Origin of the sequence: Paenibacillus baekrokdamisoli (assembly GCF_003945345.1) — a bacterium.
GTDB classification, from domain to species: Bacteria; Bacillota; Bacilli; order Paenibacillales; family Paenibacillaceae; genus Paenibacillus_Z; species Paenibacillus_Z baekrokdamisoli.
Genome location: NZ_AP019308.1, coordinates 1,971,663 through 1,985,602, shown reverse-complemented (window position 1 = coordinate 1,985,602; position 13,940 = coordinate 1,971,663). Strand labels below are relative to the sequence as shown.

Sequence of the window (13,940 nt, the reverse complement as noted above, 5' to 3'; positions counted from 1 at the left end):
CCGGCAGAGGGATTTCGGGGAAGCGGGAACACCGGACAACCCTGCACTGGCTAAGTCTGACGACCCGGGCTGGCGCCCTTAAGCCAGTGAGGGTTCGTGAATACAACACGTTATCGGAAATTCATGAAATATGGAGATGAATAAAATGACTAAGGATCCACTAGATTCTCGTATCATGAAAGAGAGTTACAATAAAATAAGAAAACAATCGATATGGAAAGCTTGTTTTCATCATGATAATGAATGTAGTAATGAAATCATAAAGGCCCATTCAATTCAAAATAATAAGATCTTAAATAAGATCTCACGTGATGGTAATGTAATGCAATTTGAACTTGAAATCGGAAATCCTTTTGGTTCAAAAATGAAAAAGGAAGGGAGAAAAAAAGTTTCCACTTTTACTGGGTTTTGTGGTTACCATGATGCAAAGCTTTTCTCACCAATTGAAAATTATGACTATCAACCTGGAAACAAGGAACAAGAATTGATTTTCGCCTATCGCTCACTGGCAAAAGAATATCATGCTAAACAAACATGCCTTAAGATGACACAAAACATAATTAGTTTATTGGACAATGGTCAGTTCAGCGAAGTAAATAAAATATTTGAACGAAAGAAACCATCAATTGAACAAATCAATTATTTATATGAAATCATGGGAATACAAGGTCAAGGATTTGCGGCTGCTTTATTTAAGTACGAAAACTATAGAGTTGCATTTGAAAATAATATGAAAAACAAAAAATATCACAACTTAGTTACCAACGTTATTGTCTTCGATGAGGAATATCATTTGGCCGCATCCTCGTTGATTAATATTGTCACGGATTTTAGTGGAAAGATTATCAATGATCTTACTAGGCTGGACGCTTACTTAGCACCATTGTTTATTAACGTTTTCCCTCAGGATGGGAAAACGTATGTTTTAATGAGTCACTATAGAAGAGATAAAGAACGTTATAAATTTTTGGAACAGATAAATAAGTATTCAATAGCACATAAAAAAATAGTTTTATCTAATATTCTAGTGAAATATGTTGAGAATATTGCCTTTTCTCCAACGAGATGGGAAGAGTTACCTTTAAAAAGACAAGAAGAAATTAACAGAATATTTGCAGAAACAACAAACTTAAAGGGAGAAACCTTGGTTTCATTTCATGATTTAAATGTATTTATATAAGTAATTCATGGAGTCATGAACTTCCGATAACACCGTATTCACGCATCGGGCCATCCGGCCCTCGGTCCGGCAGAGGGATTTCGGGGGAGCGGGAGCAGCCGGACAACCCTGCACTGGCTAAGTCCGTCGGACCCGGGCTGGCGCCCTTAAGCCAGTGAAGGTTCGTGAATACAAAGACGTTATAGGAAATCAGCGAAACCGTAAAGATTATTCATAAATTTTCTTCATTGCAGGAGGCCTTTCAATGATAAGAAAGAAGTTTAAACAGTGGGCTGATAGCAATATTGAAGAACTGAGAATAGTTAATATCTCTACTGAATTTGTTAAGCATAATAACATTGATGAAAGTCGTGTACCCAATCCTTCAACAGGAATAATTCACGAGTCAGAGAGTTGTCTCGGTCAAGTGATCGTTTGGGAATCACATCAAATGGAATATGAGGTTGTGAATATAGAAACTGAAGAAATGATTCTTTGGAAATATATTGAGAAGATAGCTGGTGAACCCAATTTCGATGATATTTTAAATGAATATTTCCAGGTATTACAATCAGGACTCAAACCATAAATTAAAACCCGAGTAACTAATTAGAATAGCAATTGAAAATTTAATTAAGATCAAATGCTAGTTAAGAATCACTTGTAGAGTATTCGAAGAAGTCGCTGACATCCTATAACACAGTATTCACGCATCGGGCATTCGCCCTTGGTCCGGACCGGAGTAGAAGTGCCGAGGGTAAATTCAGCCGGACACCACTGCGAGCCTAAGTCTGACGACCCGTTCGCTATCTCTCACTTAAGGCTCTCGGGTTCGTGAATACAAGAACGTTATGTGAAACCGGCGGAATCTGAGAGATTAAAAAACAATAAATCTTAATATCAAAACATAAAGAAAATCTTTATAAGAGGCGGGATTATAATTATTGTAGTGTGGATAATATTAATTGCTATATTCCTAATTTCGATAATAAGTCTAATTGATGGAATTAAGAATAGATCTAGATTTATATTTTCTGAAAGAATAAAGTACTATGTAATCGGCTTTTTGTTGGCGGTTATAATTGGATTTTTAGCTTTTTTATCATCCAGCAAAAGTGACATAGGCTTATTAGTAACGGTAATAATAATGCTAACATTAATATTGGGAAATCTATTGTATTACAGAAGAGTAGAACATGTTAAAGGCGTATTAGAAATGAAATTTAGAATATTAAAGTACATGTTATTTTCCTTTGTACTATTATTCATGAGCTTCATAATAACAGAAATGATGAGTAAATGACTAAAGATTTTTTAAGAAAACTCGAAGATGCCGCCGGCAACACATAACACCGTATTCACGCTGCGTCGCTAACGCTCCTTGGCCCGGCCGACGTAGGAAGAAGAGGATTCGAAGGAGCAAATTCAGTAGCAGGGAAGCATACTCAGCCGGACAACCCTGCACAGCCTAACCGCGTCGCGGCCGTTCCCTACGGTTACTTAAGGCAGTGAGGGTTCGTGAATACAAGAACGTTATAAGAAATCAGCGCAATGAAAATAAACAAAACAAACAATATCATTATAGTTCTCTAGATGCTATCATGAGCATTTTTAAACATAAGGAACTATGGCTTACAAAAAGCGAATATTTAAATGATATTAGTGAAATAAAGTACGCAAGAAGAATAGCAAAAAAAGTTCGCGATCAGGCCAAGATTAATTATCAAGATGATGATTTATTAATGAAACTCCTAGAAGATTGCAATGATGAAATCTTTGATAAAGGGATAGACTCCTACATCTTATCAATGTCAATGAATGCGGATTCTCTTCCACTCTGGTCAAATTGTAGCAATCAGGATGGATATTGTATTGGATTTGATCGTAGTTTTATTAGTGTATTAGATAGGTTAACTGACTCTGCATTTCAGAATATACATGGATTTGTAATATATGATCCTATAGAACAAGAAAAAATCTTATCCGAAGAAATATCTATTGCATTTGATATTTGGAAAGAGCATGGTGATGGAAAACCAGGGAATGAATTGAACTATCTTTGGAATCATATTATCCGAACCTTTTACATATATTCATTGTTTTTTAAGGATCCTAGTTTTAGGTCAGAAGAAGAATATAGAGTAGTTGTGTTAATGAATAAAAAAAGACAATATGGTGGACATTTTATAAATAGCAATGAGGTATCATCAGACCATATACATTTTAGAAGTAAGAATGGTGCGATCGTACCCTATATTAAACTTCCAATAACACATGATGATGAAAAAATCCCTTTAAAATCAATATCGATTGGACCGAGAAATAATTTGAATATTTCTGCCGAGGGATTACGATATTATTTGAATTATAACAAATATGAAAATTGTGAAATAAATAAATCTATAATTCCTCTGAGATATTAGAAGCATATTTGGGAGTTATTCGAAGAAGGCGCTGACATCCTATAACACCATATTCACGCTTTGGGCCATTCGGCCCTCGGTCCGGACCGGAGTTAGAAGTAGATTCGAAGAGGCATTTCAGTAGCAGGAAGTATTTTCAGCCGGACACACCCGCACCACCTAACCGCATCGCGGCCAGTCGCTTCGCTCCTTTAAGGTAGTAGGACGTCGTGAACACAAGAACGTTATCCGAAACCTCGAATGGCTTGGAAAGATATTTACATTAATAATAATTGAAAGGTGATGAAATATGAAAACTTTTACTGTTGCAACTGTTCAATATAATTGTAGTATTCCTGATCCAGAGCTAAACACAAGAATTGGATTGGCGTATGTTAAAGAAGCGAAAGATCGTGGAGCAGATATGGTTTTGTTTCCCGAATGCTGGATAACTGGTTATGCCTTTCCTGATATTGTAGAAACAAATTTGCCGTCACACGAGATAGAGAATCATCCGGATTTTAAAGCTTGGTATGATGCTGCAATAGACGAAAATAGTCCTTGGTTAAAATCTTTTCAAGATATTGCAAGAGAATTATCGATTGGAATTGTTATAACAAGCTTTACAAAAGGAATAAAACGCCCACAAAATTCGGCATTTGTTATTGATCGGAACGGAAAAATATTATTAAAGTATACTAAAGTCCATACTTGTGATTTTGCTGCTGAACGTATATTAGAGAGCGGAACAGAATTTAAAGTATGCGATTTTGATGGTGTGAAAATCGGTATCATGATTTGTTACGACAGGGAATATCCGGAAAGTGCAAGAGTATTGATGTTAAAAGGTGCTGAAATTATATTGGTTCCTAATGATTGCGGATGCATGAATCATCGATTGCAAGCCCTTTCGACAAGAGCATATGAAAATATGGTTGGTATTGTAATGGCAAATCCGCCAGGTGAAGATGCTGGATGCTCATGTGCATACAGCCCAATTGTTTGGGATTCGAATGGGAAATCGGTAAACAATACAATTATGTTAGCAGATAATGAGACGGAAGGTCTTTATCTCGCTAAATTTGATTTAGATGAATTAAGAAACTATCGAAATAGAGATATGATGGGAAATACGTTTAGGAAAGTTAAAGCATATCAAGAATTATTAAATGATAAAGTGGAAGCTCCCTTTATTCGATTAAAACTCTAGCATATTCGTAGAGGTCGAGGTCATCGGATAACAATGTGTTCACGCATCGGGGCATACGCCCCTCGGTCGCCGGGTGATAAGTCGGGGAAGCGGAATCAGGCGACACATCCATTCACCCAACCGCGGTCGCGGCCGGCCGAGATCGTACTGGACGCACGACTCTTGCAGCTTAGAGTGAATGGACGTCGTGAACACGGTAACGTTATAGGAAATAGACGAGTATGGTTAAACCCTATTAAACCTAAAGATATCTAAATCTATTTAGAATGGTGATAAAGATGATGGAGGTTAATAAAATCAAGGAATGTATTACTCAAAGATATCCTAAATGGAATGTTTATATTGAACCGAGTGGGAGAAGTGTTTGGGTAAGTATGAATGATGGGGGCATTAATTTTTTTGAAGTTGAAGTTAGGGAAGAAGGAGTAGGAATAACTCGAAGAAGGGAAGTTGAAGAAATAGATTTTTCAGGACATGATGAAGCTTTTAAAGATCTTGAGGAGACATTTATATACATCGATAAGAATTTAATAATGAAATAGTAGTAGCAGATGAAATATTGATTGATAATTTAAGTGAGTGTTTTTTGACTGTAACTCAAAGAAGTCGTCTACTTCCTATAACACCATGTTCACGCTTCGGGGCATTCGCCCCTCGGTCCGGCAGAAGTTAGATGAGGGCTCGGAGATGTAATTGTCAGTAGCAGGGAAGCAGATTCAGCCGGACACATCCGCACCGACTAAGCGCATCGCGCCCGGCGACTTCGTCGCCTTAAGTCGGTGGGACGTCGTGAACACAAGAACGTTATCTGCAATTACTCTAAAGAGAAATTAATCCATTATTTTGGGAGATGTTTTTATGCTCAAGTTTATTACTGAAATTCCAACGGATTTCCCAATTGGCGGTGTTCATTGTGTACCAATTTTGGGAAATGGGAATTTAGTTATGGTTTGGGATCGTGAAGAAAAAGTATTAACAACAATTGGTGGAAGATTAGAAGAGAATGAATCGTTAGATGAAGGGCTAAATAGGGAAGTAATGGAAGAGGCAGGAATTGAATTAACTGAAAATAGAACCCCTTTTGCATGCTGGTTCTGGAAAGAATCGAATGGATATACAGTCTATTACTTAACGGAAGTAAAGAAAATTTTAGAAATGCCAAAAGGATTTGAGAAAACAGGCTATGTAATTACAAATTTTGAAACAGCAATAGATATGATAAAGAATATAGAAGGAAGAGAGGAAAGAATAAACATCATAAGAAGAGCAGGGATTTTATCAGGTAATCTCACAGAAGAGAGCAACAGCAGATAACACCGTATTCACGCTGCGGGCATACGCCCTTGGTCCGGACAGGAGTAGTAGAAGCTGATTCGGGGAAGTGATTTCAGTAGCAGAGATGCATATTCAGCCGGACAACCACTGCGAGCCTAAGTCTTGCGAACGGTTCGTTGTCGCTCACTTAAGGCTCTCGGATTCGTGAATACAAGAACGTTATCGGAAATTACCGAAATGAGGTTAATACATGGAATCCAGACAACTTTTAGAATGGGCAAGCACCCATCGCATAGTAGATCAAACAAAACAGGGATTTATAAATTATTTAGAAAATTGGAAGAAAGAGAATAGGGATGATTTTTTTGATACCTTTAAGGGCAAGTCAAATCTTAAAGTGATAACGACTGAACTAAATTCAATACAATTAACTCATATCCATGAATATACTGATTTTGTTTATTGCAATTTAAGGATTTTATATTTAGGTAGCGACATTGGAGATTATAGAATGGTATTTACACTGGAGGGCAAAGTTGCTGATGATTTAATACATTTCGATAAATATATTGATAACACAATAAAAGAAGGAACAGTTAAAGTTGAAATCATTATAAGAGCTATTAAACACGGATATAGAATTGAAGAGATATCAAAACTTGTGGAACTTGATGAAGTGATAATTAAACCATTGTTTGAAAGCTAATCAAAGAAGTCGGTAACATCCGATAACACCATGTTCACACATCGGGCCATTCGGCCCTCGGTCCGGCAGGAGTTAGATGAGGGTTCGGTGAAGTAATTGGCAGAAGCAGGGAAGTGGAATCAGCCGGACACATCCAACTCCCTAACCGCATCGCGGCCGCCCTTCGGGCTTAAGGGAGTTGGACGTCGTGAACACATGAACGTTATCGGAAATTGCCATAAAGCAAGAAAGTCAGGTGGTAATTCGGATGAGGAAGATTTTAATTACTGGGATTGTTGCAAGTGGTAAAACTACTCTTGCAAAACAATTATCTAATAGTCTTAATATTCCTTGCTATGAATTGGATTCCATAGTACATCCTCAAACGAACGAGGGAAGAAAATCACGAACACCAGAAGAGCAGGTTTCTGTTATCGAAGAAATTGATCGGAATGGCCAATGGATTTTTGAAGGAACAAACAGAGAGTCATATAGGTGTTTATTTGATATGGCAGATATCATTCTGTTTTTAGATCCGCCCCTGTGGAAACGAAAGATGAGAATTTTTACTAGATTCCTCAAACAAAATCTTGGAATTGAAAAGTGCAATTATAAATCTGATTTTATGATGTTGAAAATGATGTATAAATGGACAAGAGAATTTGAAAAAAACAGAATGGATTTTGAAGATAGGATAATTAATTTCGAAGATAAATTGATAAGACTAACAGACAATATAAATTTAGAAAAATTAGTAAAAAGATTTTAGGTAGTAACTCAATTAAGTGGCAACTTCCGATAACACCATATTCACGCATCGGGGGACAAGCCCCCTCGGTCCGGCCGGAGTTAGAAGTGATTCGATGATGCCATTGGCAGAAGCAAGGAAGTAGAGTCAGCCGGACACATCCATCCCCCTAAGTTAAGAGCTATCTAAGGGGGATGGACGTCGTGAATACACGAACGTTAGGCGAAATTAATCTATTTTGGAGGGATATGTTTGAAGAAAAAGAACAATGAGGTAGAGATTGAATCTAAAAATTTTAGCCTTGATGAGATTCCTCGAGCAATTACTAAGTTAGAAAGAAGAATTGAAGAAGTTAAAGGTCTTAAACAGGACGTTGTTTATACAGACCAAAGAGTAAAAAACGCTGAGATGAATATTCAAGAAACGATAAGAGAAATTTTTGGAAGTAATTCTCCAGAGTTTAATAAACATCAATATCATGATATCTGGTCTGGGGGATATGTAATTGGAGAATCTGAATATACTTATCAAAGAAAATTTCAAGAGGGTATTGAACAATCTGTTTTAATGCTAGTAGGATTAATAGCAAGATTGAACGAGAAGAGGGTAGACTTAGAAGAAGATCCTGATGCAGTACGAATTAGAACATTTAATGGATTAAATTTGCACCCACGTATCTTTGATATCTGCTCTGACCTTTTCAATGATGGACATTACTCGAGTGCTGTTTTCGAAGCGGCAAAATCTTTAATTAACTATGTTAAAGAAAAATCTCGAAAACATGAATTGGATGGAACAAATCTTGTCAGGACTGTTTTTTCCAAGAATAAACCGATTTTGACTTTTAATAAACTAAAGGATCAGACAGATTTAGATGAGCAAGAAGGTATTATGCATTTATTTGAAGGCGTAGTTATGGGGATTCGAAACCCTAGAGGGCATGGCAACATTACAGATAATCCTGATAGAGCAATGGACTATATTATATTAATTAGTTTGTTAGCTTTTAGATTAGATAGTGCAAGTAGAATCAAAGAAGTAGATTAACTTCGCCTAACACCATATTCACGCTTCGGGGCATTCGCCCCTCGATCCGGCAGAAGTTAGAAGATTACGCGGGGATGGATTTTCAGTAGTAAGGAAGCAGATTCAGCCGGACACATCCCACCACCTAACCGCATCGCGGCCGCCCTTCGGGCTTAAGGTGGTAGGACGTCGTGAATACACGAACGTTAGCCGAAACTTCCTAGGTCAAGAGCGTATGGTTAAACCCTCAAGCAGAAGCATCTAAGGTCAAGATCGGATAAGGGCATATGAAGGTCAAGACCGGATAAGGGCATATGAAGGTCAAGACCGGATAAGAGCATATAAAGGTCAAGATTGGGATAAGAGCATATAAAGGTCAAGATCGGATAAGAGCATATAAAGGTCAAGGTCGGATAAGGGCATATAAAGGTCAAGTTCGGATAAGGGAATATGAAGATCAAGAACATATTCGGTGGTAACTCAAAGAAGAGGAAGCATCGGCTAACACTGCATTCACGCATCGGGCGTACGCCCTCGGTCCGGACCGAAGTTGAGAAGCCAGGTAGCAGCCGGACACATCTGCAAGACTACTCTCGCTGCGTGAACCGGTGTGCTGGGTGGCTTCGCCATTCCAGCAGTCCCTTAAGTCTTTCGACGTCGAGAATGCAACAACGTTAGCCGAAAGAAGTTCTTACATGTTTAGGAGGAGTCTATATGATATTAGAAAAAGTTATAAATAGAATTGTAATACAAAGTGAATATAAGGATTTTGTTGATAAGTATAAAGATAATATACTTACCGAATTTAAAGGTAAGATTCATAGCATTTATATGTGTGGCTCGATTCCAAAAGGAACTGCTAAACCTTTTAAGTCAGATGCAGACTTTACTATTGTATGTGTAAATCCCAAAGATATTGATTACGAAAGATTGTCAAATATTAAAGACAGGCTTTTGGAAGAATATCCAATAGTAACTAAGATTGATACGATAATTTGCTCGATTGACGATGTATTAAGTAAACCGAATGAGTGGGGTTTTTGGATTAAGATAATTTGTGTTTGCATATATGGTCATGACGTTGGTGAAAAAGTGCCACCGATAATTACTTCTACAGAGTTCATTTTAGACTTAAATACAGAGACCAAGGAGGAAGTAGATCGTATACATAGTTTACTTTCTAATGCTAGTGATAACACAATGAAAACTAGATATATTAAAGGTTATTCTAAGAGATTAATTCGTGCATTATACTCTTTGGTTTTAGAAGATACAGGTGTATGGCAAGATGACATTATTAAGATGAAGAATGCCATATTAGACTATTGCGAGATTGACTCCGCTTTAGTTGATTATCTGTATGCTTGTTACTTGGATAGTCATGTACTTGTTGAAGAGTTTCTGGGAATTGCAGATGAAGTATATAGCTATTTTGAGAACGCCTTAAATACAATGGCTGCTTCCAGAACTTCCTTCGGCTAACACCATATTGACGCTCGGGGTCACTCTGAGAAGCGAGTGACCACATCCAGCCCCCTAAGCCCGTCGGGACGTCACTGCATTAGGTGTTCGGCAAGCCTCACAACTATAAGCAGCGGCTCTAAGGGGCCAGGACGTCGTCAATACAAAACGTTAGCCGAAACTTCCTAGGTCAAGAACGTATGGTTAAACCCTCAAAGCCATAAGCATTAAGGTCAAGATCGGATAAGGACATATGAAGGTCAAAACCGGATAAGGGAATATGAAGGTCAAGACCGGATAATGGCATATGAAGGTCAAGATCGGATAAAGGCATATGAAGGTCAAGATCGGATAAGAGCATTTGAAGGTCAAGATCGGTAAGAGCATATGAAGATCAAGAACATATGTGGTGGGTAGCTCAAAGAAGAGGAAGCATCGGCTAACACCGCATTCACGCATCGGGCATACGCCCTCGGTCCGGACCGAAGTTGAGAAGCCTGGAAGTAGATGCAGCCGGACACATCCGACATTCGTCGGACGTCGAGAACGCAACAACGTTATACGCAATTGCTGTAACCCTAATACAAATTTATACAACTGTGATAATATATAATTATCTTACAGTTCAAGGAGAGGTTAGTACTTTGAAAGTTTTTATAAGTTGGTCAGGAGAATTAAGTAGACAATTAGGTGAAGCAATTAAAACATGGTTACCGGGGGTACTTCAAGCTGTACGTCCATATTTTACTCCTAATGATATTGAAAAAGGTGCAAGATGGGCAGATGACATTTCAAAAAACCTCGAAGAATGTCGTGTAGGTATTCTATGTATGACTCGTGAAGCATTAAGTAGTCCCTGGATGATGTTTGAAGCTGGAGCTTTATCTAAACAACTGGGTAAATCATATGTTTGCCCAATATTATTTAATGTCGAAAATAGTGATATTGTTGGTCCTTTAACACAATTTCAATCCACTCAATTTTCGAAAGATGAGTTAAAGAAACTACTAGTAACAATTAATTCTCAAACACTAGATAATAAATTAGATTCCTCAATATTAAATGATGTCTTTGAAATGTGGTGGCCAAGATTAGAGGGACAAGTAAATACAATACTTTCGTCATTTACACCTGAAGATCCAGAGAATAATAGGCGAAGTGACAGGGAGCTAATAGAGGAAATACTTGAACTAACTCGTAGGGTAAATACTAGAAGTCGCAAGGAAGTTAATAGTACAGCTGTAATAGATTTAGTTGAAGCAAGAAATAAGATAGCAAGTGAGTGTAATAATACTTCGGATTTTGTAATTGCCAATTATTTAAATGAAATGGATAAACCATTAAATTACTTAATACAAATGGTGAGGAATAATGATCCGGAATTATATCGTAGGCTTAGAGAAACGTACGTAGAGCTCACAGTTCATGAAGAAGAAGATTTAATAGATTTAATAACTGTAGAATAAATCCAATGGCCGGTACATTCTGTACCGGTTATTAAATTTTCCGAGAAACGCTTTATAGCCAGCAACAGCGTATAACACCGTATTCACGCTGCGGGCTTACGCCCTTGGTCCGGACCGAAGTAGAAGTGCCGAGGGTGACTTCTGCCGGACAACCCTGCACTGGCTAAGTCCGTCGGACCCGTTCACTATCGCTCACTTAAGCCAGTGAGGGTTCGTGAATACAAGAACGTTATACGACATAATTGCTTATTGCAGGCCAAAAGAAATAAAAGGAGATTTATCTTATGTCCATGTCGGACTATTACAAAGACTTAAGAAATAAGTTTGGACCAGAATTAATATTCGTGCCTGCTGTGGTTGGCATAATACGAAATGAAGAAAATGAAATTCTATTTGGACGGAAACATAATGAAGATGTATGGGGACTAATTGCTGGAGCAATAGAAATAAGCGAGACCCCAAATGAAGCAGTTTGTAGAGAAGTCTTGGAAGAAACCGGATTAGTAGTTACACCTGAACGAATCATTGGTGTGTTTGGAGGAGAAAAACATCGATATATCTACAGTAACGGACATAAAGTAGAATACTTGACGATCGTATTTGAATGTAAAGTTATCGGTGGAAAACTAACTCCGGATAATGATGAAATGAAAGAATTAAAGTACTTTAAAGAAACGGAGATCCCCCCTATAGTAAATCCATATCCAAAAGAGATATTTATTAGAGAATACACTGAAAGAGCAATTTTTGAATGATAAATCGAGAAGGCAATTACGTCGTATAACAGCATATTCACGCATCGGGCCATTCTGCCCTCGGTCCGGCAGAGGCATTTCAGGGAAGTTGAAGCAGCCGGACACATCGATCCCCCTAAGATAAGAGCTATCTAAGGGGGATCGACGTCGTGAATACACGAAGGTTATGTGAAATCACAGTGTTATATTTAATGAAAGCATCTAATGGAGGCCTGTATGAAGACAATTATCTATATGGTTAGGCATGGAGAATCACCATACAATGAAGGAAATGAAAGAACAAGAGGGCTTACCCCAAAAGGAAAGATCGATATTGAAAAAGTAACGAAGTTACTTATAGGTGAAGGAATAGACATGATTATATCAAGTCCTTATACTCGAGCAATTCTTAGTGTTGAGGGATTGGCCGAGCACTTAAAGTTAGATATTAAAGTATTTGAAGATCTTAGAGAACGTCATTTTACATCTTATATTATTGAAAATGCAGAGTTAATGTCTAGTATCAGAGAGAGTTTTAATGACCCTGATTATACCTTGCCGGGTGGAGAGTCTAATGCTGATTGTCAGAAAAGAGCAATCTCAGTTCTAAAACCCATATTAAAAGAGCACAGCGGGAAGAAAATAGCAATCGGGACTCATGGTCTTGTAATGACTTTGATGATGAATCATTTTGATCCAGCTTTTGGCTTGGAATTTTTGAATCAATTAAAGAAACCAGATATCTATAAAATGCAATTCGAGGACTTAGAATTAGAAGAAGTAACAAGAATGTGGAATGATTAGATTTTATAAGGTTTATCGAAGAGGACTGTGACATCACATAACAGAGTATTCACGCTGCGGGGGACAAGCCCCCTTGGTCTGCCCGAAGCAATTCGGAGAAGTATGAGCAGGCAGACAACCCTGCGAGGCTAAGTGGCTAAGCTACCCAGTCGCATACGCTCCTTTAAGCCTCTCGGGTTCGTGAATACAAGAACGTTAACTGAAATTGCTGAATAATCATAGAAATCTTGTTGGAGGTTACTTATGGAGGAAAGGCTTATTAAAATATTTGAAGATGCAAATAAAAGTTTCATAAGAAGTGATATAGATTTACTACTTTCAAAAGTATCTGAGCGGACGCTCTGTGGTGCATTAATGATACATATATATAACTTTATTAAGAATTCTGAATTTATAGACTACAAAGTAGACGTCGAATACAATCGAAACAAAAATGGGAAGGTTAAAACCTCTCTAAAAACTATTCGGGGGCCTAAGGATATTGTAGTAAAGATCAATTGTGACCTCATTGTTCATAGTCGAGGTAATATAATCGAACAAGATAATTTAATTGCTATAGAAATGAAAAAGTCTGGTCGAAAACAAGATGAGAAAGATAATGATAGATTTAGATTAATTGCTCTAACTAAAGATAGCTATGACGAAATATGGTCTTTTGATGGGAAAACTTTGCCGGAGCATGTTTGTAGATATGCATTAGGAATTTACTATGAAATCGATTATAGATCTCGAAGGATATTGCTTGAATATTATTGTAAAGGGCATAAATTTTTAGACAAAGAGTTGGAATATTAGGAACCAATCATAGAAAGAAAATTTATGTAAATTCGAAGAAGTCAGCAACTTCAGTTAACACCGTATTCACGCATCGGGCCATCCGGCCCTCGGTCCGGCAGGGGCATTTCGGGGAAGTGGAAGTAGCCGGACAACCCTGCACTGGCTAAGTCCGTTGGACCCGGCGCGTTCGCGC

General features: G+C 37.8%; 14 protein-coding genes. All 14 read left to right on the top strand.

Annotated elements, in window-relative coordinates:
• Positions 1 to 145: 145 nt before the first annotated feature.
• The 14 genes from EKN16_RS08760 (at position 146) to EKN16_RS08695 (ending at position 13,765) form a co-directional block, all read left to right on the top strand.
• The gene (locus EKN16_RS08760) at positions 146 to 1,180 is read left to right on the top strand and encodes a hypothetical protein (protein ID WP_125655503.1); all 1,035 of its coding nucleotides are present in this window, start codon (positions 146 to 148) and stop codon (positions 1,178 to 1,180) included.
• Between the two features lie 244 nt (positions 1,181 to 1,424).
• The gene (locus EKN16_RS08755) at positions 1,425 to 1,748 is read left to right on the top strand and encodes an immunity protein TriTu family protein (protein ID WP_125655501.1); all 324 of its coding nucleotides are present in this window, start codon (positions 1,425 to 1,427) and stop codon (positions 1,746 to 1,748) included.
• Between the two features lie 919 nt (positions 1,749 to 2,667).
• The gene (locus EKN16_RS08750; protein ID WP_125655499.1) at positions 2,668 to 3,582 is read left to right on the top strand and encodes a DUF2971 domain-containing protein; all 915 of its coding nucleotides are present in this window, start codon (positions 2,668 to 2,670) and stop codon (positions 3,580 to 3,582) included.
• 289 nt (positions 3,583 to 3,871) lie between these two features.
• On the top strand, positions 3,872 to 4,771 hold the full coding sequence (locus EKN16_RS08745; protein ID WP_125655497.1) for a carbon-nitrogen hydrolase family protein: 900 nt from the start codon (positions 3,872 to 3,874) through the stop codon (positions 4,769 to 4,771).
• Between the two features lie 278 nt (positions 4,772 to 5,049).
• Positions 5,050 to 5,313 (top strand): hypothetical protein, encoded by a 264-nt coding sequence (locus EKN16_RS08740; RefSeq protein WP_125655495.1) that lies wholly within the window; start codon positions 5,050 to 5,052, stop codon positions 5,311 to 5,313.
• 316 nt (positions 5,314 to 5,629) lie between these two features.
• Positions 5,630 to 6,085 carry an NUDIX hydrolase gene (locus EKN16_RS08735; RefSeq protein ID WP_125655445.1) on the top strand — a complete coding sequence of 152 codons (456 nt, stop codon included), beginning with the start codon at positions 5,630 to 5,632 and terminating at the stop codon, positions 6,083 to 6,085.
• Between the two features lie 211 nt (positions 6,086 to 6,296).
• A complete protein-coding gene (locus EKN16_RS08730) occupies positions 6,297 to 6,752 on the top strand; it encodes a hypothetical protein (protein ID WP_125655493.1) in 456 nt (151 codons plus the stop codon).
• Between the two features lie 247 nt (positions 6,753 to 6,999).
• Positions 7,000 to 7,500 (top strand): AAA family ATPase, encoded by a 501-nt coding sequence (locus tag EKN16_RS08725; RefSeq protein ID WP_125655491.1) that lies wholly within the window; start codon positions 7,000 to 7,002, stop codon positions 7,498 to 7,500.
• 231 nt (positions 7,501 to 7,731) lie between these two features.
• Positions 7,732 to 8,526 carry a TIGR02391 family protein gene (locus EKN16_RS08720; protein WP_125655489.1) on the top strand — a complete coding sequence of 265 codons (795 nt, stop codon included), beginning with the start codon at positions 7,732 to 7,734 and terminating at the stop codon, positions 8,524 to 8,526.
• Positions 8,527 to 9,219: 693 nt separating this feature from the next.
• A complete protein-coding gene (locus tag EKN16_RS08715) occupies positions 9,220 to 9,987 on the top strand; it encodes a nucleotidyltransferase domain-containing protein (protein ID WP_125655487.1) in 768 nt (255 codons plus the stop codon).
• Between the two features lie 623 nt (positions 9,988 to 10,610).
• Positions 10,611 to 11,432: a toll/interleukin-1 receptor domain-containing protein gene (locus EKN16_RS08710; protein ID WP_164522733.1), complete on the top strand. Its 822-nt coding sequence runs from the start codon at positions 10,611 to 10,613 to the stop codon at positions 11,430 to 11,432.
• A gap of 284 nt (positions 11,433 to 11,716) precedes the next feature.
• Positions 11,717 to 12,187 carry an NUDIX domain-containing protein gene (locus EKN16_RS08705; RefSeq protein WP_125655483.1) on the top strand — a complete coding sequence of 157 codons (471 nt, stop codon included), beginning with the start codon at positions 11,717 to 11,719 and terminating at the stop codon, positions 12,185 to 12,187.
• Positions 12,188 to 12,403: 216 nt separating this feature from the next.
• The gene (locus EKN16_RS08700) at positions 12,404 to 12,970 is read left to right on the top strand and encodes a histidine phosphatase family protein (protein ID WP_125655481.1); all 567 of its coding nucleotides are present in this window, start codon (positions 12,404 to 12,406) and stop codon (positions 12,968 to 12,970) included.
• 243 nt (positions 12,971 to 13,213) lie between these two features.
• The gene (locus EKN16_RS08695; RefSeq protein ID WP_125655479.1) at positions 13,214 to 13,765 is read left to right on the top strand and encodes a hypothetical protein; all 552 of its coding nucleotides are present in this window, start codon (positions 13,214 to 13,216) and stop codon (positions 13,763 to 13,765) included.
• Positions 13,766 to 13,940 lie beyond the last annotated feature (175 nt).

Coding starts and splice junctions, on each gene's coding strand:
- EKN16_RS08760 (WP_125655503.1), top strand. CDS start 146: ATGACTAAGGATCCACTAGATTCTCGTATCATGAAAGAGAGTTACAAT.
- EKN16_RS08730 (WP_125655493.1), top strand. CDS start 6,297: ATGGAATCCAGACAACTTTTAGAATGGGCAAGCACCCATCGCATAGTA.
- EKN16_RS08705 (WP_125655483.1), top strand. CDS start 11,717: ATGTCCATGTCGGACTATTACAAAGACTTAAGAAATAAGTTTGGACCA.
- EKN16_RS08755 (WP_125655501.1), top strand. CDS start 1,425: ATGATAAGAAAGAAGTTTAAACAGTGGGCTGATAGCAATATTGAAGAA.
- EKN16_RS08725 (WP_125655491.1), top strand. CDS start 7,000: ATGAGGAAGATTTTAATTACTGGGATTGTTGCAAGTGGTAAAACTACT.
- EKN16_RS08695 (WP_125655479.1), top strand. CDS start 13,214: ATGGAGGAAAGGCTTATTAAAATATTTGAAGATGCAAATAAAAGTTTC.
- EKN16_RS08735 (WP_125655445.1), top strand. CDS start 5,630: ATGCTCAAGTTTATTACTGAAATTCCAACGGATTTCCCAATTGGCGGT.
- EKN16_RS08740 (WP_125655495.1), top strand. CDS start 5,050: ATGATGGAGGTTAATAAAATCAAGGAATGTATTACTCAAAGATATCCT.
- EKN16_RS08700 (WP_125655481.1), top strand. CDS start 12,404: ATGAAGACAATTATCTATATGGTTAGGCATGGAGAATCACCATACAAT.
- EKN16_RS08715 (WP_125655487.1), top strand. CDS start 9,220: ATGATATTAGAAAAAGTTATAAATAGAATTGTAATACAAAGTGAATAT.
- EKN16_RS08745 (WP_125655497.1), top strand. CDS start 3,872: ATGAAAACTTTTACTGTTGCAACTGTTCAATATAATTGTAGTATTCCT.